This is a genomic window from Ahrensia sp. 13_GOM-1096m, assembly GCF_000620605.1.
Taxonomy (GTDB): Bacteria; Pseudomonadota; Alphaproteobacteria; order Rhizobiales; family Rhizobiaceae; genus Ahrensia; species Ahrensia kielensis.
The window spans coordinates 14,010-36,136 of the sequence record NZ_JIAX01000015.1 but is presented as its reverse complement, the minus strand read 5'-3'; the positions used below and the strand labels follow the sequence as shown (position 1 = coordinate 36,136).

General features: G+C 48.5%; 24 protein-coding genes and 1 pseudogene. 6 read left to right on the top strand and 19 right to left on the bottom strand.

Annotated features, from left to right (window positions below; translation table 11 throughout):
* The 16 genes and pseudogenes from N530_RS0113405 to N530_RS0113330 all read right to left on the bottom strand — a co-directional run bounded on the left by N530_RS0113405 (position 1) and on the right by N530_RS0113330 (position 15,034).
* Positions 1 to 489, bottom strand: coding sequence for a DUF411 domain-containing protein (locus tag N530_RS0113405; RefSeq protein ID WP_035267181.1), 489 nt, complete (start codon positions 487 to 489; stop codon positions 1 to 3).
* The gene (locus N530_RS18185; RefSeq protein WP_051540958.1) at positions 486 to 794 is read right to left on the bottom strand and encodes a hypothetical protein; all 309 of its coding nucleotides are present in this window, start codon (positions 792 to 794) and stop codon (positions 486 to 488) included. Before N530_RS18185 ends, N530_RS0113405 begins: the two co-directional genes overlap by 4 nt.
* A complete protein-coding gene (locus tag N530_RS0113395) occupies positions 791 to 1,306 on the bottom strand; it encodes a L,D-transpeptidase (RefSeq protein WP_247869202.1) in 516 nt (171 codons plus the stop codon). Before N530_RS0113395 ends, N530_RS18185 begins: the two co-directional genes overlap by 4 nt.
* A 98-nt stretch (positions 1,307 to 1,404) precedes the next feature.
* Positions 1,405 to 1,734: a hypothetical protein gene (locus tag N530_RS0113390; RefSeq protein WP_026481101.1), complete on the bottom strand. Its 330-nt coding sequence runs from the start codon at positions 1,732 to 1,734 to the stop codon at positions 1,405 to 1,407.
* A gap of 97 nt (positions 1,735 to 1,831) precedes the next feature.
* Entirely contained in the window at positions 1,832 to 2,188 is a 357-nt protein-coding gene (locus tag N530_RS0113385; RefSeq protein WP_247869201.1) for a copper-binding protein, read from the bottom strand.
* Between the two features lie 27 nt (positions 2,189 to 2,215).
* Complete coding sequence (locus N530_RS0113380; protein WP_026481099.1) at positions 2,216 to 5,419, bottom strand: efflux RND transporter permease subunit; 3,204 nt, start codon at positions 5,417 to 5,419, stop codon at positions 2,216 to 2,218.
* On the bottom strand, positions 5,416 to 7,638 hold the full coding sequence (locus N530_RS0113375) for an efflux RND transporter periplasmic adaptor subunit (protein ID WP_026481098.1): 2,223 nt from the start codon (positions 7,636 to 7,638) through the stop codon (positions 5,416 to 5,418). The genes N530_RS0113380 and N530_RS0113375 overlap by 4 nt, the downstream gene beginning before the upstream one ends.
* Before the next feature lie 81 nt (positions 7,639 to 7,719).
* Entirely contained in the window at positions 7,720 to 8,082 is a 363-nt protein-coding gene (locus N530_RS0113370) for a hypothetical protein (protein ID WP_026481097.1), read from the bottom strand.
* Between the two features lie 106 nt (positions 8,083 to 8,188).
* Complete coding sequence (locus N530_RS0113365) at positions 8,189 to 9,580, bottom strand: multicopper oxidase family protein (protein ID WP_026481096.1); 1,392 nt, start codon at positions 9,578 to 9,580, stop codon at positions 8,189 to 8,191.
* Between the two features lie 11 nt (positions 9,581 to 9,591).
* On the bottom strand, positions 9,592 to 10,503 hold the full coding sequence (locus N530_RS0113360; RefSeq protein ID WP_155852006.1) for a copper resistance D family protein: 912 nt from the start codon (positions 10,501 to 10,503) through the stop codon (positions 9,592 to 9,594).
* A 6-nt stretch (positions 10,504 to 10,509) separates the two neighbouring features.
* The gene (locus tag N530_RS0113355) at positions 10,510 to 10,869 is read right to left on the bottom strand and encodes a copper resistance protein CopC (protein WP_051540957.1); all 360 of its coding nucleotides are present in this window, start codon (positions 10,867 to 10,869) and stop codon (positions 10,510 to 10,512) included.
* A 54-nt stretch (positions 10,870 to 10,923) separates the two neighbouring features.
* Positions 10,924 to 11,364 (bottom strand): cytochrome c, encoded by a 441-nt coding sequence (locus N530_RS0113350; protein ID WP_026481093.1) that lies wholly within the window; start codon positions 11,362 to 11,364, stop codon positions 10,924 to 10,926.
* Positions 11,361 to 11,756, bottom strand: coding sequence for a Cu(I)-responsive transcriptional regulator (gene cueR, locus N530_RS0113345; protein WP_026481092.1), 396 nt, complete (start codon positions 11,754 to 11,756; stop codon positions 11,361 to 11,363). Before cueR ends, N530_RS0113350 begins: the two co-directional genes overlap by 4 nt.
* Complete coding sequence (locus N530_RS0113340) at positions 11,743 to 11,928, bottom strand: hypothetical protein (protein WP_026481091.1); 186 nt, start codon at positions 11,926 to 11,928, stop codon at positions 11,743 to 11,745. The genes cueR and N530_RS0113340 overlap by 14 nt, the downstream gene beginning before the upstream one ends.
* Before the next feature lie 62 nt (positions 11,929 to 11,990).
* Positions 11,991 to 12,548 (bottom strand): annotated as a pseudogene (gene petA, locus N530_RS18180) (ubiquinol-cytochrome c reductase iron-sulfur subunit).
* A gap of 35 nt (positions 12,549 to 12,583) precedes the next feature.
* Positions 12,584 to 15,034: a heavy metal translocating P-type ATPase gene (locus N530_RS0113330; protein WP_026481090.1), complete on the bottom strand. Its 2,451-nt coding sequence runs from the start codon at positions 15,032 to 15,034 to the stop codon at positions 12,584 to 12,586.
* A 133-nt stretch (positions 15,035 to 15,167) separates the two neighbouring features.
* Here N530_RS0113330 and N530_RS0113325 point away from each other — a divergent pair, with 133 nt between their 5' ends.
* From N530_RS0113325 to N530_RS0113300, 5 genes are all read left to right on the top strand, one after another.
* On the top strand, positions 15,168 to 15,644 hold the full coding sequence (locus N530_RS0113325; protein WP_026481089.1) for a DUF305 domain-containing protein: 477 nt from the start codon (positions 15,168 to 15,170) through the stop codon (positions 15,642 to 15,644).
* Positions 15,644 to 16,390, top strand: coding sequence for a MauE/DoxX family redox-associated membrane protein (locus N530_RS0113320; RefSeq protein ID WP_026481088.1), 747 nt, complete (start codon positions 15,644 to 15,646; stop codon positions 16,388 to 16,390). The genes N530_RS0113325 and N530_RS0113320 overlap by 1 nt, the downstream gene beginning before the upstream one ends.
* Positions 16,391 to 16,488: 98 nt before the next feature.
* Positions 16,489 to 17,820 (top strand): APC family permease, encoded by a 1,332-nt coding sequence (locus tag N530_RS0113315; RefSeq protein WP_026481087.1) that lies wholly within the window; start codon positions 16,489 to 16,491, stop codon positions 17,818 to 17,820.
* A gap of 324 nt (positions 17,821 to 18,144) precedes the next feature.
* The gene (locus tag N530_RS0113310) at positions 18,145 to 18,624 is read left to right on the top strand and encodes a hypothetical protein (RefSeq protein WP_026481086.1); all 480 of its coding nucleotides are present in this window, start codon (positions 18,145 to 18,147) and stop codon (positions 18,622 to 18,624) included.
* Positions 18,625 to 18,781: 157 nt separating this feature from the next.
* A complete protein-coding gene (locus tag N530_RS0113300; protein WP_026481085.1) occupies positions 18,782 to 19,189 on the top strand; it encodes a DUF6010 family protein in 408 nt (135 codons plus the stop codon).
* Here the strand turns inward: N530_RS0113300 and N530_RS0113295 are convergent.
* Positions 19,182 to 19,760, bottom strand: coding sequence for a Crp/Fnr family transcriptional regulator (locus tag N530_RS0113295; RefSeq protein ID WP_162150962.1), 579 nt, complete (start codon positions 19,758 to 19,760; stop codon positions 19,182 to 19,184). The genes N530_RS0113300 and N530_RS0113295 overlap by 8 nt on opposite strands.
* 67 nt (positions 19,761 to 19,827) lie before the next feature.
* Between N530_RS0113295 and N530_RS0113290 the strand changes: the two genes are divergently transcribed.
* Positions 19,828 to 20,412: a hypothetical protein gene (locus tag N530_RS0113290; protein ID WP_026481083.1), complete on the top strand. Its 585-nt coding sequence runs from the start codon at positions 19,828 to 19,830 to the stop codon at positions 20,410 to 20,412.
* A gap of 260 nt (positions 20,413 to 20,672) precedes the next feature.
* On the opposite strand, the gene N530_RS0113285 is transcribed toward N530_RS0113290, so the two are convergent.
* Positions 20,673 to 21,380 carry an RES family NAD+ phosphorylase gene (locus N530_RS0113285; RefSeq protein ID WP_051540955.1) on the bottom strand — a complete coding sequence of 236 codons (708 nt, stop codon included), beginning with the start codon at positions 21,378 to 21,380 and terminating at the stop codon, positions 20,673 to 20,675.
* A complete protein-coding gene (locus N530_RS19370; RefSeq protein WP_026481081.1) occupies positions 21,377 to 21,793 on the bottom strand; it encodes an antitoxin Xre-like helix-turn-helix domain-containing protein in 417 nt (138 codons plus the stop codon). Before N530_RS19370 ends, N530_RS0113285 begins: the two co-directional genes overlap by 4 nt.
* Between the last annotated feature and the right edge of the window lie 334 nt (positions 21,794 to 22,127).

The following is a 22,127-nucleotide window of genomic DNA, read 5'->3' as shown; positions in this document are numbered from 1 at the left end:
TCATTTGCCACGGCCAGCTTCATAAAAGACGGTCGGCTCAACGGCAGAATCTATAGTAAACGCATAGACTGTGTATTGGGCGTTTTCGTCGTAGCCCATACCTAGTGAACCCATTGGCATCCCAGGTGTAGAAATCCCCTTGATAGCCGGCTTTTCCGATTGCAGTTTTTCAACTGCAGCTAGAGGTACATGGCCTTCCAGCACATATTTTCTCTCGCCACCTAAGACCGCTGTATGACAAGCCTCTAAATCCTTAGCGACGCCTGCCTGCTGTTTGATATTCGACAAATCATCCATGTCGTTGACTTCGACAATATACCCAGCCTTTTCCATTGCTTCCACCCAGACTTGGCAGCAGCCACACCAAGGCGTTTTGAAAACAGTAATGGTTTTATCATCGTGACCGCTTGCTGCGTGTGCAATCGCACCAGCTGACAATGTTGAAAAAGCAGCGAGAACCAACGAAGTAATAAGTTTTGATTTTGTCATTTTGTGTCCTTTTGGTCTGTTTTGCTGTGGCAAGATTTGCCCATGAATTTATGCACTACGAAGTGCAAAGCTACGCAGCCTGCTAACGGCGCAAGTGCGTAGAGGCGTGCTCCCAAACCAAGCTCCGCTGGGATCGAATAAAAGATAAGCGCGCCACCGATGACCATTGGAACGCAGCAAGCCATCATGAATAAATTCATGACTTTGCGGTTCTGTTGCTCTTTAGTTTGCGTTGATTTTTTAATTGCCGGTACGCCGCTTGTGTAAGTGTATGGCGACATTTTTTCTTTTGTTTGCTCAATCATAGCACCACCACTTTTGAGCCGATTGGCACGCGTTCATACAGATCCTCAACATGTGCATTGATCATACGAATGCAGCCATTTGAAACGGATCGTCCAATCGAGGATGGGTCGGTCGTGCCGTGGATTCGGTACATCGTATCTCTTTTTCCTCGATAGAGATAAAGCGCCCGAGCGCCCAGTGGATTGCGCGCTCCGCCCGCTACACCACCTGCGAATTTTGCATATTTTTCTGGCTCCCGCCGGATCATATTTTGTGTTGGTGTCCAACGAGGCCATTTTGCCTTTCTTGCAATTGTCGCAGTGCCCCGGAAAGCTCTGCCAGCCTTACCGACCCCGACACCATAGCGGCGAGCTTTGCCGCCCGGCAGCTGCAAATAAAGAAAATGATTACGTGGATCGACAACAATAGTACCGGCCGAATAACCTTTAAATCGCACAGTCTGTGGCTGATATTTCTTATCTAAATTGAATTTTTTATGCGCCATCGCCGGGGCGATAGGAGCAAGTGCCATGACCCCAAGGCCAAGCACAAAACTACGTTTCGTAAGCATGATATACCCTTTTTTCACTAATCAGAAAAGACGCCAATAAAGGCGCCAGCTAGGTTTGATTAGTTGAAAATAGGCGGGCGGAAGTGGCTCGAAGTCGTCTCAACAACGCGCTGATCGCTGCCAGATGGGGAGAACTGCACGGTGTCTGAACCAAAAGATATATTAGAATAATAGACCAATGTCTGATAGTCCATTGAACAGTGGACACTTCCATGATGCATTGAATTCATAGGCATTTCACAGCAATCAGCAAGTTTGTTTTCCGCTCCATCATGGGAAACAGATTCCATCAGATGGTTTTCAGCAGATGCATTGACACCTACCGTTTGCAACGGCAGCGAAACCATCGTCAAAACAAGAACCAACAATGTTGCTACAAACCTACGCATGCTAATATCGTACACTTTTTCTAATTAAATTGCCATAAACTTTTTGCTTCGAAGAAATGCGCGTGGCGCACTATTTCGCGCGCCACGCTTAGGTGTTTTATTCAGTCGGTATGAGAGCTTGCACGGCATAGATGCCGTCCTCACCCTTGACCAACATCATAGTGACTGTGTCACCAGGATTAACAGTGTCCATCATTTCTGCATTTGGTGACAAAGGCATATCCATTGTCATCGCAGGCCAACCGATTTCAGGGATTGGTCCATGAGAAACATTCACAGGGCCGTCACCAAGTGAGTTCACTACAACTTCTGCGTGAACTGCGCCTTCAACAGCCTCGGAACTCATGTCCATCTTGGAATGGTCCATGTTGTGAGTGGTTTGTGCTACAACTACGGCGGTTGTTAAGGCTGCAATTCCCATAACGACGGCGCCGATAATAAGTCGCTTTTTCAAAATGTAGTCCATCCTATTGTTCGGCGATTATTCACCGGGGGTTGGTAGAGGGGTAGGCAAAGATTCCGGCTCCTTATTTGTTACCGAGAGCTTTGTGAGTTCACGATTGACCCTTGGCAGAGCCAATCGTTTCCAGATGACAAAGACCGCTGGAATGACGAAGAGCGTAAGCAGTGTTGCAGTAGCCATGCCACCGACCATTGGAGCTGCGATACGCTGCATAATTTCGGAACCTGTTCCGGTCCCGTACATAATCGGGATGAGACCGGCAAAGATGGTTGCGACCGTCATGATTTTTGGCCGCACCCGCAAAAGTGCACCTTCAAATACCGCGTCTTCGACATCAGTTGTGGTAAGCGAACGTCGCTCTTCGACGGCCATCTTGCGCCGTTTTTCCCAAGCTAAGTTGAGATAAAGCAGCATGATGATAGCTGTCTCAACCGCAACGCCTGCTAGGGCAATAAAGCCAACAAGTACGGCAACAGAGATATCAAAATTCAAGTACCAAATAAACCAGACACCACCGGCCAAAGCCACAGGTAAAGCCGCCAGAATGATCGCCACTTCGGTCACCCGGCTAAAAGCCATAAAGAGCATCAAAGTGATAATGAGTAATGTAGCGGGTGCTACGAGTTTAAGCCGTTCCTGCATTCGTTGAATGTATTCATATTGCCCAGACCATGTAATCGAGTAGCCCGGAGGAAGCGTGACCTCTTCAGCCACCTTGTCGATAGCTTCATTCACATATCCACCAAGATCGCGACCAGCAATGTCGATAAATACAAAGCCAGTGCGCCGAGCATTTTCTGATCGGATCATACCCGGCCCATCCACAATGCCGACATCAGCAAGAGCTGACAACGGAATTTGAGCCCCGGACGGCGTTACAATAGGCAGATCACGAAGACGCTCGGGACTGTCACGCCACTCCTGCGGGTATCTGAGATTGATTGGAAACCGTTCTAGACCTTCAACGCTTTCCGAAACCTGCATGCCCCCAATAGCAGTTTGCACCACGTCCTGAATTTCACGCACACTCATATTGTATCGAGCAGCGTCTTCTCGTTTGACATTGATTTCGATGAAACGCCCACCAATAGGTCGCTCAGCGTAAGCAGATGTTGTGCCTTCTATATCTGCAACAGCCTTTTCAACCTCGATACCAATTTTTTCGATAACCGAAAGATCAGCACCAGATATTTTGACACCGACGGGTGTTTTGATGCCTGTCGCAAGCATATCAATCCGGTTCTTTATCGGCTGGATCCAGACATTCGTGACCCCGGGAATTTTCACAACACGGTCGAGCTCAGTGCGGATGCCATCCATCGTCATTCCCGGCCGCCAATCCTTTTCAGGATGCAACTGGATAGTAGTCTCAATCATTGTGAGTGGCGCAGGATCTGTAGCTGTTATCGCCCTTCCCAATTTGCCATGAACAGTTTTTACCTCTGGGATAGTTGCAATCAGTCGGTCAGATTGCTGTAGAACCTCTCGTGCCTTTCCAATCGAAACGCCTGGATAAAGCGTTGGCATATACAAGAAGTCGCCTTCGTTCAGTTCGGGCATAAATTCCGTTCCAAGACGCTGCAAAGGCCAAGCCATAGAAGCGACCAACAGTCCAGCCAGCAAGGTTGTCGCCCACGGCCATGCAACCGCTGCATCCAAAAACGGACGATAGGTAACGATAACCGCTTTGTTGAGCGGGTTTTTGTGCTCCGGTAGGATTTTGCCCCGCACGAAGTAGCCCATCAAAACCGGTACGAGCGTAATCGACAGAATTGCGGCGGCACCCATCGCATAGGTTTTGGTAAATGCGAGCGGCTTAAATAGTCGCCCCTCTTGGCTTTCCAGAACAAAGACTGGGAGAAAAGAAACTGTAATGATCGCCAGTGAGTAAAATAACGCAGGGCCAACCTCACTTGCGCACTCAGCTACTATTCTCCATCGATTTTCGTTCGTTAGTTTTTCCTTCTCAATGCGCCGATGCATAGCTTCAATCATGACAATTGCAGCATCAACCATTGCGCCGATGGCAATCGCAATCCCTCCTAGTGACATGATGTTGGCATTTACACCTTGCAGTTTCATAACGATGAACGCGACGAAAATGCCAAGCGGAAGCGACAACACAATCACGAGAGACGAGCGGACATGAAGAAGAAAAGCAGCGCATACTAAAACAACAACAAAGAACTCTTCGGTCAATTTCTTTCGAAGATTATCAATGGCTCTTTCGATCACCCCGGCACGATTGTAGGTGGTGACGATTTCAACACCTGCAGGCAAACTAGGTTTTAGTGTTTCTATCTTTGCTTCTACTGCTTTTATCGTCGTAAGAGCATTTCCACCCCAACGCATGATAACAACGCCGCCAACGGCATCGCCTTCGCCATTGAATTCGCCAACGCCGCGCCGCATTTCTGGTCCTAGCCGGATCTCGGCCACATCACCGAGTGTGATAGCCGCACCGCGAGAATTGACCATTAGAGGCGCACTGGAGAGGTCAGAAATTTCATCAACATATCCAGTGGAGCGAACCATAAATTCAGCTTCGCCCATCTCCACGACGCTACCACCCGTCTCACGGTTTGCGTTTTGAATTGATGATCTTATCTTCTCAAGTGTGAGGCCATATGCGCGCAACTTGTTGGGATCGACGACAACTTGGTACTGTTTGACCATGCCGCCAATGGTGGCGACTTCTGACACACCCTCAATCGTCTGCAATTCGTATTTTAAAAACCAGTCTTGCAGCGTGCGCAATTGCGACAGGTCATGACCGCCGGTTCGATCAATGAGTGCATACTGATATATCCAGCCAACACCTGTCGCGTCGGGGCCGAGTTCAGGGGTAACACCATCGGGCAAACGTGAAGTAATCTGGCCAAGATATTCAAGCACACGCGTTCTAGCCCAGTACAAATCCGTCCCATCTTCAAAAACGACATAAACGTAGCTGTCGCCAAAGAAAGAAAATCCACGAACATCTGTAGCGCCTGGAACAGAAAGCATAGCTGTAGCGATTGGATATGAAATTTGGTCCTCAACAACTTGAGGTGCCTGTCCGGGATAAGACGTTTTGATGATAACTTGAACGTCTGAAAGGTCGGGTATCGCATCGACAGGTGTATTGCGAATGGCCCATACGCCAGCGAATGCCATCATTATTGCGAGTGCAAGGACGATAAACCGATTTGCTATTGATCCACGAATAATTGCTTCAATCATTGTGTCACCGCATTTTCTTTCTCAAGACCGATCAGGGTCAAAGAGAAATCTGCGTTTTTAGAAAACAACAACATGGTTTCGGCTGAAATGGGCAGGTCGTCGACATTCAAATCTGGGCTGATGGAGAAATCCATCGTCATGCCCGGCATTCCAATTTCTGTCATTGGGCCATGCGTGATATTTGCCGTACGTTTCACTGGGTCAATTTCGTTTATAGTCCCGGCGACAATCATCGGTTTTGCTACTGGGTCTGCCGCTGCTAACACAATAGAAGCTGGGTCGGGCCTATCGAATGTAAGCATCATTTCAGAACCAGTTTTTAACTGAGCTGCGTCCAAATCGGGTGCAATTTTGAAGTCCATAGTCATGCCCGGCAAACCAATAGCCGTCATTGGACCGTGTGTGATGTTGGCTATGCCCGCGGCCTGATCAACAGAGTTGATAGTTCCTGACACCTGAATTGCTGGCAATGACATTTCAGACGACATCTCTTTAACTGCTGTCTCAGTCATATTACCGGCGTCGTTTGATTCTTTGTCCTCTGCGGATTTCGCTCTGACTGCCACGATGATAAAATTGCCATCATCTGCTTTTGTAAGGTCAAACTCTACAGGTTGATCAATGGGCACGGTTTCAGGATCAAATCCTGTGACCGCCATGTCCATTTGCATTGGCGGCCATCCGATATCAGGAATGGCATCATGCGCCATCGTCAGTTTTCCGTCGGATGTGATGGCTTTCACCATGCCATTGCCCGTTGCGGCTACTCCATCATCAGGCCCAAGTTCGAGTGCGCTCAAAACACCGTCCGCGCCACGTGCAATTCTAAATGCTACCTGGGAACCCACATCAAGTCTGTCGACGTCTATGCCAGCAGCTATCGGGAAAGCTGTTTCCATCGCAGGCCAATCCAATGAGGAAAGTTCGTCATGCTTGATCGTTGCAATGCGGCGATCGGTATCTAGTGCCAACAACATGCCAGCACCTTTCGCAGGTTCCTCATCAGTTGGCGCCATACGCATCAAACCAGCAGAAAGCGAGCTTTCGCTATCAATCAAGAACTGGGCTGACGCAACAACTTGCTCTCCTACGCTTAAGCCTTGAACAATTTCGGTTCGTCCGCCTTCGCCAAAGCTATTTCTAAGCCCTGTCGTCACTAGACGCGGTTTGAAGGTGCCATCTCCGGTTTTCACAATGACGCGCTCAGCGCGGCCAGTGCGAATAATCGCTTCGGATGGAAGTGTTACAGCAGTCCGCGTTTCTTTCGGCGTCAAACTAACTCTGCCAAACATGTTGGGCTTTAATAGGCCTTCAGAATTGTCAAATCGCAATCTAACGGGGAGCGTTCTGGTGGATTGATCTAACGCCGGATAGAAATACTCGATGGTTCCCTTGAAGGTCTTGCCCGTTATATGGTCAAAACTTGCAACAGCTTCCATATCCTCGGATAGCCGACCAATATCACGTTCAAAGATATCGACGATTAGCCAAACGCTTGACAGATCGGTCAGTGACACCGCCTGAATGTTTGGCTGCAGATACATACCTTCAGCGGCTTCTAAATTTATAACGACACCATCTTGTGGAGCATAAATATCAATGACACGGGTCATCGCACCTGATTTGGCAATTTCATCTATCTGGCGATCCGAAGCACCGTGGCTGCGCAATTTGCTTCGAGCAGACTCAATCGCGCGCTTGTTGCCTGTGTTGTAGATATTGATGAAATCGAAACTCGCGATGGCGAATTCCTGAGAAAACATCTGAAATAGACGATCTCCTTCTTTGACGATTTCACCAATTGAGCGCACATCAAGTGCTTCAATCCATCCGTCTACACGTGTGTGGACGTGCGCGGTGCGTTGTTCGTTATAGCTGACAAAGCCGACCGTCTCTATTTGGTGCGAGATATTGGAAATCTGCGCAACAGCGGTACGCACACCAATTGCATTGATTTCCTGCCCCGAAAGTGTGACTTCGGCAGGATCGCCACTGGCCTCCTGTCCGTCATAAACAGGGATTAGATCCATCCCCATCGGTGACTTACCAGGACTATCTTTCCTAAAGTTAGGATCCATCGGCGCTACCCAATATAAAATATTTGGGCCAGCATCCGCCATGCTTTGTTCAGCATTAAAATAGAAGCGTTCGGCTGCTATTCCTCCGGCGACGCCAGAAGCTAGGGCTAGAATTGAGAGTGCTATATATCGACCACGCATCGTAATCTCCGCGCCGATGGTCTAACCATCTGGCGTTGCGAACAAAATAAGCAGGACTTAGGCCCTGCAGTTAATTGAAAATTAGTTCGTGCGCGGAGGACGGTCTTCGATAACACCGCCGAATGAGGTTGCGGCTTCATAAGTCCAACCGGCCGCTACATCTTTCGAATAGCGACCCGTCACATATATATTCGTAAAATACTCAGAGAATTGTTGTGCGCATATACGTTCACAAATGTCGCGGCAATCATCACCATCGGTGTTGCCAGAGTGTTCAAATCCCTGATCACAATCGATTGTTGCCTGCATCGTGCTGTTATCACCATGCTGCATATCAATGTGATGCGTAGCAACAGCGTCAATCGTTTGACTCGCTATTGCCTGAGAAAAAGGCGCCAAGAAAAGCAGTGCCACAGCGATAAGCTGCGCAGCTACGAATCTCATTCGACCATTTTTTCTCATTCTCATAATTCTGATATGTCTCAATTATAATTTTTAGCAAGTCATATTTTCGTGTCGAAATCGACAGGCTTTAAAGATACTGCCAAATCTAGCTAATGTTAAACCAGGTGTTCATACCCGCTGCGGCATGCTCCAGCATATGACAATGATAGAGCCACTTGCCTTTATTATCTGCAACAAATGCTATTTGGGTTGTTTGTTCAGGACCAATCAAGAATGTGTCTCTCCACATCTCGCCCTCATCTATTTCAGCACCAGATCGATCGAGAATTTTAAAATGATGTCCATGCACATGCATGGCATGAACCCATCCTGTGTTGTTGATGGTTTCGATTATTACTGTTTCACCCGCCGCCACATCAAAGAATGGATCCTCCGCGAGATTGGCGACGCCGTTAAAGGCCCAAGCTTGTTTCGTTGTTCTGAAAGCCTCGCCTTCCAATATTTTGCCATTGTAGACCATCTCCACAAAGCCGCCCATCGCGCCGCCAGCCATGTTCAACGTAAATTTCTTGGCGTTCTGCAAATCAGGCACGGGTATGGAATTGGGAACCAACTTGATCTGATTTGGTGACGGTATTCCATCACCAGAGACTTCAAACTCAATCATCGAAAATGGATCATCGCCAGAAATTTCATCAAGCGTGAAATCATTATCTGATATGATTAAGAGATCCACACGTTGTGCTGGACCAAGCATCAATGGGCTGTAGTTTAAAGTTTGAGGTTCAGACAGCAGTTGCCCATCATAACCGAGCACCTTTGCGTTGAAGCTGTTTGGATCGATTTCAAACACACGTGCATTTGCGGCGTTTATAATTCGCAAGCGGTAATTTTCATTACGGTTCAATCTTATTTTTGGTACCGCTTTGCCATTTACAGTCAGCCAGTTACCCAATCTCCCGCCATGGCTCCAATCCATGAGAGACCCAAGGCTCGCTGCGTCGAGCGTACCCTCTCCGGCCAAACGCCAATCATCAATCATCAGTGTCAGATCATGCGCGGCATCGAACGCCGGTTCGACATCATCTATTATAAGCGGACCATATAGGCCGCGTGCAACTTGGTTCCAACTTTTATTGTGGGCATGGTACCAATAGGTACCAGCGTCAGGCGCAACGAAATCGTAGACAAAACTGTCGCCCGGCTGAACCGGTTCTTGAGTGAGGCCTGATACTCCGTCCATTGCATTTTCAATGCGTATGCCATGCCAATGAACTGAGGTTGGCTCTTCCAAATTATTGGTGAACTTAACCTGGACGCGCTCACCCTTTTTTACTCGGATTTCTGGCCCTGGGGCTGAACCATTATAAGTCCATAGATCAGATTCTGCGCCATCTGGCCTATACAATTTCTGCTTTGATGGGCCAGCTATTAGCTCAAAATACCCATCATCAACCTTTGCAAGCGCAAGGGTTGGCAGTTGAGCAGCTGCGGCTGCACCTGCAAATCCAAACAAAACATTACGGCGAGAAATCATAAATCGTGACCTTATATGGGAACTGTAAATGAGGTTGTTAGAACGGCGGTAACTGCAAAAACTAATAGAAAGACAAAACCTTCCCATCGCAACGAACGACGAAAGCGAATTGCTGCGCCCGGTACGGATTCGGCAAGATCTGGAACAAATTTGAGTTTATTTATTGCTGCAAACAATAAAATTATTGAAACGATCCCAAGTTTGACCAACAGGATGATACCATAATTTGTGCCAAATAGTTTTGCGGGACCGCCAAGAATAAACCATGAGAACGTAACGCCCGCAGCTATTAGCATAGGGACAATGATGCTTGCCTGTTTGCCAAATTTATCTGCTACTTCCGCGGCATGACCGGCGTCCTTGCTCGGGTGTGCCAATCTGTAAAGCGGTGGCAATGCGCCAAACCAATAACTCACTGCCAATAGATGAAATGTGATCAGACCACCGAGAAGCCATTGTGGGTCACGTATGGCATGTCCGGTTAAAGCGAACGATGCGGCGACCATTATAACGCCAAAAAGAGTAGCTGGCGCACGCACTGCACGTGATAGCACAGCAATCAAAAGCAACAGCAGTCCACCTAATCGTATATAGGTTGACTGGCCCAGTGGGCCTTCAAGACTAATCGCAATGATCTCTGGATCAAGCATGCCAGCGATGCCGTCGTCCATCATACGACCGGCTTGTACGAGCACACGAGCTATCGTGGATAAGGCTGCCACTGCGATAACAATCAAAGCCAATGGCCTTAAGGTATTAGATATTTCATCTCCAGCACGCGGCAATGCCATGCGAAAAAGCAATAACCCGACGGCCATCAAGCTGCTGATGTAAATCACAAATTTGGTGAGGCTTGCGGCAATCCCCCAAGAGGTGAAGGCCGTAGCGTTTAGAGTGCTCCAGAGAGAAACGACATTTTCCAATTTGGCTTATCCTGACACATCAAAAGTGAAATCGCCTTTGATTACATGACCGTCTTCGCCGAGCGCCCGCCATTCAATTTTGTAATTTCCTGCTCCCATGAATTCAGGCGTGAGATGCATTTCTTCTACCGCTTCTTTTGTCGGAAGTTCCATCCGCATCTCATTCGATGCATCTGCGGTCGAGTGCGTCATCACTACTTTTAGAACTCGCGCGGGCTTTGCAAAGTTAAGATGCAACATCTCCGGCGCAGTATCTAACGTTGCCTTATTTTCCGGCGATGTCGATTTCATTGGCGAATGCGCAAGCGACGCAAACGTTGAAAACAAGACTGCAAAGACGCTAAAAAGTATCGATTTCATCTTCATGTTCTTCTCCTAATTCGGCTCGCGCCAGATTTTCAATTGAGTATATGTAGGCCGTTATTGGATACCGTTTGCGCGTTGCAACTCGCGAACATAAGCCACGATTTGAGCCACTTCTTCGTCTTCAACGCTTTTAATTTGCGGCATGTTACCAAAGCGCCAATGGTGAGCCCGCACGCCATTCTTGACGGCAAGCAAGAACGATGCATCACCATGATGATTTGGCTCATAGATTTTATGAACCAATGGCGGTGCAACGCCGTCTTGCCCTGCGGCGTTTACGCCGTGGCAGCTCGCGCAATTAGCCTCAAAAGCAATTTGTCCAGTTTCTGCAACGGCCGATAATTCAGGAACATTCACATTGGCCAAGGGAGCACCCTGCTCACCAGAGGTCGCCTGGACTGAATGAGGATTTTGTTCAGCAGGTATAAATTGTTTGCCGATGAACACGACAGCCGCCAAACCAAAAAATCCGAGAACTAAATATTTGGGGTTCATTTATCCATATGTCCTGCAATGTCGTTGATGATTGGACAATCGGGACGTCCGTCGCCGTGGCAATGATCAGCCAATTGTTTGAGTGTTGATCGCAGCGATTTTATTTCTTTTAGTTTGCGGTCAATCTCGGTTATTTTTTCCAGTGCAAGATCTTTCACGTCTGAACTTGCGCGCTCTTTATCCTCATACAGTGACAATAGTGAGCGACATTCTTCAATTGTAAAACCCAAGCTGCGAGAACGTTGGACAAACGCCAAGCGATGAATGTCCGCATCGGCATAATCGCGGTAGCCATTGGCGGCGCGCGCTGGTTTCACGAGTTTGATATCCTCGTAGTAACGTATGGTCTTAGCCGGCAGACCAGTTGTCTCGGATGCTTCACCTATATTCATGTTTTGCCTCCTCTAGTTCTGCGCTGTAGATCTCATTTAACTCATCAATTTCTTGTTCGTTGAAGCCAATCTTACGGGCTATTGAAACGAAACTCACGCTTACTCCGTCGACATTCTTGGGATCATATCTCGTCCCAAGTAGTTTATCATGATCTGATTTAATACGACTCATGACAAAGCTCCTACTGCTTCCACCTGCTGTAAGGTCAAGCTAAATTTATGCGATTTCTTCCATCATCCAATTGCGATCAATGTCTCAGATTTAAAAGCATATGGAGGAACAACGAGATTCTTTGGCGCTGGACCCTTCATTATGCGCCCGGATTTATCATAGTGCCAACCATGACATGGGCAGAACCAACCACCCCAATCGCCACGTTCATCGCCGTTATTTTGGCCAAGCGGAATGCAGCCTAAATGCGTACAAACACCGACAACAACAAGCCACTCGTCCTACTCGACCCGCATTTGATCTGTTTGCGGATCGCGCAATTGAGAAATATCGACAGTTTGCATTTCGTTTATGGTTTCAGGCATTCGTCGGTCAATAAAAACGGGTTGGCCGCGCCAAGTAACCGTCACTCTTTGCCCCGGTTCAATTGATGACACATCTATTTCTACTGATGCCAAGCTTAAAACATCAGCAGCGGGGTTCATTTGATCAATAAATGGCCAGGCTGTCGCCGCTAGACCAAAAGCGCCCATCATACCGGTCGCTACGTAGATGAAGTCCCGACGCGTACCTTCGGGTTCTTGGTCTAATTTATTTCCTTCTACTGCTATTTTCGTCATCATATCTGCCTCCAATTATGGGCATTTGACTACTGTTAGAGTTTAACGGATCGAAGCCTTAGAGAGTTTGCTACTACAGACACCGATGACAAACTCATCGCAGCGGCAGCAATCATCGGCGACAAAAGTGTGCCGGTAAGCGGGTAGAGTATACCTGCCGCAATCGGTATGCCTGCGGTATTATATGCAAACGCAAAAAACAGATTCTGTTTGATGTTACTCAACGTTGCTACAGAGAGTTTTCTTGCACGTACAATGCCTGTGAGATCGCCTTTCAGCAGTGTCACACCCGCGCTCTCAACGGCCACATCAGCACCTGTTCCCATCGCGATGCCAACCTCTGCAGCAGCAAGTGCAGGCGCATCGTTTACACCGTCGCCAGCCATAGCCACCTTGTGACCTTGCGCATGAAGTTCGTCGACAAGCGCCTTCTTATCTTCCGGCAATACGCCTGCTCTCACTTCATCAATACCAAGTTGATCAGCAACAGCGCGCGCTGTTTTCTCATTATCGCCGGTCGCCATGATGATTTTTAAACCTGCTTCATGCAGCGCAGCTATCGCATCGCGGGATGTCGCTTTTATAGGATCGGCAACAGCGATCAAACCTGCTAGCTTTCCATCGATTGCGACATACATTGCCGTCTTGCCTTGTACACGCAGTGCATCGGCCTGTTTGTCGGCAGCTGTGTGATTTGCACCAGCGGCCTTCATCATCGCGGCATTGCCCAACGCGATTTTCTTTTTACCAGAAGTTCCTTGGACGCCTTTGCCAGTAATTGCCTCAAATTCGGCTATTGGTGCCGCTGCGATCTCTTTCGCCTCAATGCCTTCCACAATGGCTTCGGCCAATGGATGTTCGGATCCTGCTTCTATACCCCTCACCATTGCGAGCATGGCTTCCTCGGATACATTACCAAAAGTGACCACATCAGTTAGCGTGGGCTTGCCCTCGGTGAGCGTTCCAGTTTTATCGACCACCAATATATCAACCTTGGCCATACGTTCCAACGCTTCGGCATCTTTGATAAGAACACCCGCTTGGGCGCCACGCCCCGTGGCCGTCATGATCGACATGGGTGTCGCCAAACCAAGCGCACAGGGACATGCGATAATAAGCACGGAAACGGCCGATACAATTGCAAATACAAAGGACGGATCGGGACCAAAGACCAACCAAATGAAAAACGTAAGCACCGCGATGATGACAACCGTCGGCACAAAGTAAGACGCGACTCTGTCTGCCAGACCTTGGATAGCTGCACGCGAACGCTGCGCCGACGAGACCATCGAAACAATACGCGCGAGTACCGTCTCGTCACCGACGCGCGCCGCCTGTATGATAAGCGATCCATTCTTGTTAATCGTGCCGCCTGTAACCGCATCACCCTCTGATTTCTCAACGGGCAGCGGTTCTCCGGTCAACATGCTTTCATCGACCGATGTGCGCCCTTCCAAAACAATTGAATCCACAGGGATCGCTTCGCCGGGACGAACGCGCATGTGATCGCCTTCAATGATGTTTTCCAGCGGTGCATCATATTCATCACCATCTGGCGTGATACGGCGCGCCATCTTAGGCGCTAAATCTAGCAGAGCGCGGATCGCATCGCCGGTGCGTTCCCGGGCGCGCAGTTCCAAGACCTGCCCAACGAATACCAATGCGACAATGACAACTGCAGCCTCATAATAAACAGGCATGTGGCCGCCTGGCATTTGCAAGCCAGCAGGGAATAATCCGGGCAAGAACGTCGCGATAGCAGAATAGAGATAAGCCGCCCCGACACCGATCATGATTAGCGTCCACATGTTGAGGTTCCATGTTTTGATGGAAGTCCAACCGCGATGGAAAAACGGAGCTGCGGCCCACACGATCACTGGTGTTGCTAAAGCGAACTCTAGATACAAACTGACCTTCTCGCCTAGCCATTCGCGAATAGGTAGCCCGAGCATCGGGCCCATTGTCATAATTAGAAGAGGAACCGCTGCTCCGATACTCACCCACAGTCTGCGCGTGAAATCGATTAGCTCATGGTTAGGGCCTTCAGCAACACCGTCCATCGGCTCCAACGCCATGCCACAAATCGGGCATGTGCCCGGCCCTTCCTGAACAATCTCTGGGTCCATCGGGCAGGTAAACATGGCATTCTTGGGCGCAGTCTGCTTCTTTTTGGCTTTGTTGCCGGAGAGATAAAAATAGGGATCATTTCCAAACTTGTCGTGACAGCCTTGGCTACAAAAATGAAAATCGTCACTCTTATGTGAAAGCGTTGGCTTTCCCGCATCCAGTTTAACAGTCATGCCGCAAACCGGATCTTTTACCGCACCGTCTTGCAGCACGGTCGCATTTTTCAGAATATCTGCAGGTAAAGCTGTCTCAACAGCCTTGGCATCATGTTCAGAGTGATTGTGGTTATGACCACTGTGATCACCGCCGCAACAACTGCTCTTATCAGCCTTATGATCGCTGTGGTCTGCTTTTTCCATCGTCCTATCTCCAAGTTTGTATCGACCGTAAGGCTTCCGGCTGATGGAAGGTCAAGCGATATTTTTTATTTTCTTTGGAACCCTCCAGCGCTGGAATGTTGTTGTAACCGCGTAAGGCAAAAAGGAGATGACAATGGCTTACTCACGCTTCTTCGCAATGATTGTGACTTCGACCATAATCATGCTGGGGCTTATGTACCTAAATACCTATGCACTAGACCATGTGTTTTTCAGTGAAACACGCGCCTATATGGCGCTTTACATGGGCTCTGTGATGGCGATTGTGATGCTCGCATTTATGCTCGGCATGTATACCAATACTAAGATGAACATTGCGATCTTCGCTAGCGCGGTAATTATTTTTGTTGGATCGCTTTACTTGGTGCGCAGTCAGGACACGGTCGCAGACGTATCGTGGATGAAAGCGATGATACCACACCACTCAATTGCAATCCTTACTAGTAGCCGCGCAAACATCAGCGACCCGCGTGTTCAAAAACTGGCTGACGATATTATCAAAGCACAAGAACTTGAGATTGCTGAGATGAAAGCCCTGATCGCTGATCTTAACGGCGGTCCTGCTGCGACGCCAGAAATTGATGGGAAGTAATGATGACCAAGACCGCTGAGCTTCACCGTATGGTCATGGCAGATCATGTCTGCCCTTATGGCTTAAAATCCAAACATCTGCTCGAAAAAAATGGGTTTGAGGTTGATGACAATCATCTGACAACGCGCGAGGAGACTGACGCGTTCAAACGAAAGCATGGTGTCGAAACGACGCCGCAAACATTTATCGAGGGAGAGCGCATTGGCGGCCATGAGGCGTTACGCGAACACTTTGGCCAAGAAGTGCGCAACGAAGACGAGACGACCTATCAGCCTGTCATCGCAATATTTGCCGTCGCCGCAATGATGGCCGCTGCGCTTGGCATTGGATTGCTTGACATGATGCTGACAATGCGTGTTGTGGAATGGTTTATTGCGATTTCGATGTGTTTTCTCGCTGTGCAAAAGCTGCAGGACATCGAGAGTTTCTCGACTATGTTTTTAAATTACGACCTACTGGCACGCCGCTGGGTACCGTATGGCCGCGTTTATCCGTTTGGTGAGGCAATCGCTGGCATATTAATGGTTGGCGGTATCTTACCATTTGTCTCTGTGCCCATCGCTTTGTTCATAGGTTCAATTGGCGCGGCATCAGTTTTCAAGGCGGTTTACATAGACAGGCGTGAATTAAAGTGCGCATGCGTTGGTGGTGGCTCTAATGTGCCGCTCGGCTTTGTCTCGCTTACAGAGAACGTAATGATGGTCGTTATGGGTCTCTGGATGGGGTCTAAAGGGCTATTCTTTTAATCCGCTTGACCTTCCGCCCACTGTAAGCCGTAGCAACGCGGCGTGAGGCTCTATTGGCGAAGTACCAATGCACGATATTGAAAGAGAACTTTAAAGTTATGCAACATAACCAATCGGCACACGAAGGCAGTAAAAGCTCAATTACATTGAGCAGCGCGGTTGCAATGGGAACCGGCGTGATGATTGGAGCGGGGATATTTGCGCTGACAGGGCAAATCGCCGAACTTGCCGGCCCCCTATTTCCATTGGCTTTTATAGTAGGTGCGTTCATCTCAAGTGTGAGTGCGTACGGTTATATTAAAATGTCAAATAAGTGGCCGTCGTCAGGTGGCATCGCAATGATATTGCAAAAATGCTATGGATCTGGCGCGATCGCTGCTGGCGCTGCATTGTTGATGGCGCTGAGTATGGTGATTGCTGAAAGCTTAGTGGCTCGCACGTTCGCAAGTTATGTACTTCGCCCCTTCGATATCACAGATGGCCCGTTAGTACCGATACTCGCAGTCGGGGTCATTGCTTTTGCTTTTCTCGTGAACATAGCTGGCAACAAGTCAGTTGGCCTCTTTTCGGTTATAATGGCAGCCATAAAAATTGGCGGAATTGCGTTGTTCGGTATAGCTGCTCTTTGGTCGAGTGGCTTCCAATTTGCTGCTGCTTCGCAGTCGAGCCAAGCATTTACAATCACCGGCTTCATCGCCTCAGTCGCTCTAGCAATTTTGGCATTCAAAGGATTCACGACCATTACCAATAGCGGCGGAGAAATCGTAGAGCCCAACAAAAACGTGGGACGAGCAATCATTGTTTCGATAGCAATTTGCGTTGCCGTCTATTTATTGGTTGCGTTCGGTGTTGGGTCGAGCCTTACCATTGATGAAATTATCTCCGCGCGAGATTATTCGCTTGCAGAGGCGGCCGAGCCCGCGCTTGGACAAACAGGATTTTATTTGACGGTTCTACTTGCGGCAGTGGCAACCGCATCTGGCGTACTGGCAAGCGTTTTTGCAGTATCGCGGATGCTCGCTATGCTCACAGATATGAAGATGATCCCGCATAGCCATTTTGGCATGAAAGGGACGATCCAGCGTCACACGCTGATTTACACCGTAGTTATTGCTTCCGTTTTAGCCGTGTTCTTTGACCTAGGCCGTATCGCATCCCTTGGCGCTTTCTTTTATTTGGTTATGGACATGGTCGTTCAGTGGGGTGTTTATCGTTTTCGCCGGCAGGAAATTGGTGCATCTGCGGTCGTGCTATTGGCCGCCATAGCATTTGATGCGGTAGTACTATTAGCTTTCACAGTGATGAAGTTGCAAAGCGACCCTGCAATCGTAGCCTATGCGGTTATCGCAATTTCCGCCGTTTTCATTTTTGAAAGAGTCTACCTTTCAGCTTGGATAGCATCTGAAGGGAGCATCAAACATTCAAATTGACCGCATTGGGACGTCAGTTATTGGCATAGTTTTGCACCATAAGGGGCGCTTCTTCAACTTTGTTAGTCGCCTATGTGAGGGAAAACAATAATCCACACAAAAGCGGAAAGTACACCCGCAATTAGACCAAGAATTATGAAGCTAAATGTCATGGGCGCTTTCTAACAGGTTTCGAATTAAGCCAACGCGTTTCGGCTAATGGCGTCGTTCTTAGCAATCGTAAGGTGTCCACCGGTTGTAAGGTCAAGTGGAAAGCGCATTAATTTGAAAAAAAAGATTTGACCTTCTACCCACTGGAAGCGGTACCACACAATTGGAGGCCTCATGAGTAAACCATTAAAAGCAATAATAAACACACCAGAATTCAACATCGCGGTATTTTCGTTTTTGCTGCATTTCGTGTGGGAGTTCGTTCAAGCACCGACTTACGCGGGCATGATCGAAATGAACCATTGGGACGGCATAAAGCTGTGTATGTCCGCCACGTTTGGTGATGTAGGTTTTGCGCTTACGGCCTTTATTGTGACGAGCATAGCAGCGAGATCACGCGACTGGTATGCGTCTCCTAAAGCTTGGCAGCTTATGCTTTTCTTGAGCGTTGGGATCGCACTGACTGTCGGCTTTGAATATTACTACACAAACATCACCTTGCGTTGGACCTATTCTGAACTAATGCCTTTGGTGCCACCATTTGGAACCGGACTTAGTCCCCTTCTCCAATGGATTATCGTACCACTTCTCGCATTGGGAATAACACGTCGCCAAATTGCAGGTGCTGTAACAGCGGAGGTAACTCAACAATGAATGAAACAATGGGAAACGGCATGATGGGATTTGGCGGTATCGGGATGGCGCTATTTGGCCTCTTGGTTATCTTAGCAATCTTCGCACTTATAAAATACTTGATGAAGTGAAATATCGAAAGATGGCGGACTTAAAGATCGAGTGAGCGAAGAGAGCTATGAGCGACCATCAACTAAAGAAGCATCCGATACCAATTGCAGGACTGCTCGCGATAATCTCGGTTCCCCTTCACTTCTTTCTTCCGCAGGACGCGTCTTTTGCTGTTGCCGCTGTACTTTTGGCTGTAATCGCCGGAATCTATGTTGGTTTCGCTGTTGTCGCAGATCGCATCGGGCAGATCGTGCTTCAGCTGAGCGTCGCGCTCGCATTTGCTGGGTTTGCGGTGATCGCTTTGTTGACAAATCCAGTATGGATCGCTGCAGGCTATGTTGCGCACGGCCTATGGGATGCAGCTCACCATTTTCAATTATCTGATTTGAAATTTCCGCGCTGGTACATCCCAATGTGCGCTGCTTATGATATAGCCGCCGGAATTGGTCTGGCTTTAATCTGGACGATCAAGTGACATCGTATCGGCCACGCCCTGTTTTGACGAGGCGCTTCTGTCTTACCAGTTCTGCTAGAGAACGGTATACTGCCTCATGGCTAAGGCCAATCTCACGCGACAACTGCATGATGGAACCAGTCAGCATTTGATCGGTAATAGCCGCAAAAGTGCGCTCAGTTGCGTCATTAATAGTTAGCAATTCCAATCGACGCCGGTATCCTTGGATTTGCGACCCTAATCGTTTCATCAGTTTCTCGGCGAACGCGTAATCCGTTCGGATCGCCGCGAGAACGGAATTTTTGCTTAGCAGAACAACTTTGCTCGGCTCAGTTGCCCGAGCATCGCAATGGTAGAAATCCGAATAGAGAGAAGCTTCCGCGAATGTCTCGCCCTGCCCCGCTTTGTAAATGACGACTGAATGACCGTTTTGGTGATTACGGATCAACTCAAGTGAGCCTTCTATAACGCAGTACAGCCCCTTTGTTTCATCACCTTGCCTAAACACTGTTTCGCCGAGTTCAAGATCGATTATCCGCCGTTCAGGCGCGGCGATTAGATCAAATGGAGAAGGGATAATAAAATGGCTCATTATGACTGAAATCATATTTTATTTTTTGTACGCAGTCTAGGTTCGCTCAACACCCAAGGAGTACCCCATGCGTAAACCTATCATCTATTCAGCATTATTTGTGTCTGCAGCGCTCGCCATCGTAGGCTACAACACATATGCAACGGCTCAAAATGAACATAGTGGTCATGCTGGACATTCATCGTCTGACAATATGGTAATGGCCGGTGTACCCACTGAGCCAGGTCAGTCGGCATTTGCCGCTATTGCAGAGATTGTGAAAATCTTAGAAGACGACCCCAGTACAGATTGGTCCAAAGTCAATATCACCGCGTTACGCGATCATTTGGTCGACATGGAAATGCTCACGACTGAAGCTGTCGTCACCCAAGTTGAAACCCAAAACCAAGTTATTTTTGAAGTAACTGGCAGCGCAGCGGCGATAGATGCTGCCAAAAGCATGGTGCCTGCCCACTCAGCGGAATTACGAACGAGCTTTGGCTGGGATATCGAAGCGCAGGTAAAAGAAAGTCGCGTGGAAATGATTGTCAAATCATCGGAAAGCCTACCGCGCGAAAAGATTAAAGCACTAGGCTTCTTCGGCATCATGGCTACAGGCGCGCATCATCAACCGCATCATTTGGGGATGGCCACCGGCGCGATGATTCACTAGCCGGAGAGCCCCAATATTGCAGGTGGCTCACACACATACATAGTTCGGTATTGGTATTGTAGGATTTTCGTAGCTCAGGCATTTTCAAGCGTTGAAAATTTTGCCCACCAAAAGAACAGGCGAAAAAAATATCCTCTTGGCAATTTTGCGCTTCGTATCTCGCACCGCAACAAATATCTATTTGAGAACTTGAGCTAAAAATAAAGTGAAGTCGGTTTGTCCGCTGAGCCGACCTTTATAAAGAATGCTTAAACCTTCTATCAATTCCATTTCGATATCGAGGGGTTAGCTGAACCACGCCATTCAAAGAGCCATCGGTCGCCTTGCCGAACGTTTTGAACGACGCGAGGGCGAAACGCGGCAAGACAAAGCCCACATTCATTTCTGACGGACGGGTACAAGATTCCAGCCGACCCGTCTTGTCTCAGTGCCGAAGCTAGTAATTGCCCCTTTGGATAGGCTGCTTCAGGTTCAGAGGCAAAAACTTGATTGTCAGCAAATTCGCGTAAGTCGTGCATATCGACGATGAAGCCGGCAAGAAGTTCGCGATAAGATGTCATGTTGTCAAACACGTCGGTCGCTTCTAACTCTTTCGTGAGGTGCCATGACACTTCGGCGTGCGCGGTCTGAATTGCTCCCTGCCCCCAAGTGGCATACCAAGCACCTCTGTCAGGTCCATTGAAGCGGTTACCCGTCGACCGCGTATAACAAAAAGCAGCGTTTACATAGGACCATCCATAGCCATCCCGCTCGCTTAACAGCTCTTGTGGGAAGACGCCTATAGGCAATGGCATTGTCGAATTTTGACGGGTAGATGTCAGGCCTTCGAATGCTTCCAAGAAAGCTAGTTCATCATCATCATCAACAAGCGGTGCGATTGCAGGTTCATCGATATAGGCCGTTGATATGAGCCTAATTGTATCCCTCTCACTGAAAGGAGCGAGAGGCACCTGAGTGGCATCGATCACATACCACCTCGCAGAGTATCGATGTGCTGTCGAGCGCGCATCATTGCAGGAATACCGCCGGCAATCATGGTTTCTACTGGCGTGCGGCCGCCATAGTCTGGTCCAGAGTTCTTAGTCTTCGGCCAGCCATAAGTCAGAGGCCCATTGAAAAGCAAACGAAGTCCTTTGAACAATCCGATCATGAGACTGGCTCTGGTGACTTTGTCTTGATCCAATGTTCCCTTGTAGGAACCAGATTTCATGCGACTCCAGGTTGCTGTAGGAACATCAAACAATGAAGCGGCCTCTGCATTGGTGAGCTCCCAGTGTTCGGCGGTTCGGACAACAGCCTTCACCACAGCTGAGATTTGATCTTTCTCACTCAACGGAGCCAGCTGACGAATGATTGGTGCTTGGAGTGCCGGTTGTGACATGTATAGCCTCATAAGATTATATTCTTCTTATCATATGATGCGTTCAGTTGTCAATTGCAACGAGTGTGTTGTGCCTTGCCTTATTGGAGCTTTGTCTTGATCGAATTGCAGACGAAGGTATTCGAAGTCATTCTCCAGTGAGGCCTTTGCTTCAAAGAATGTTGGTCGCAGGTGTCACCCCTGCCCCAAAGGTTGCCATCTACCTTTTTCCCCTTCCCGCAAGCGGTCATTCCTCGCGAGACAAAAAGGTTGTTGCCTGCCCCTCTACGCTCCGCTGCGCCTCCGGTTCCCTTCGGTGGGGCTGTGTCTAAGCCCCCTGCCCTATGACCATCAT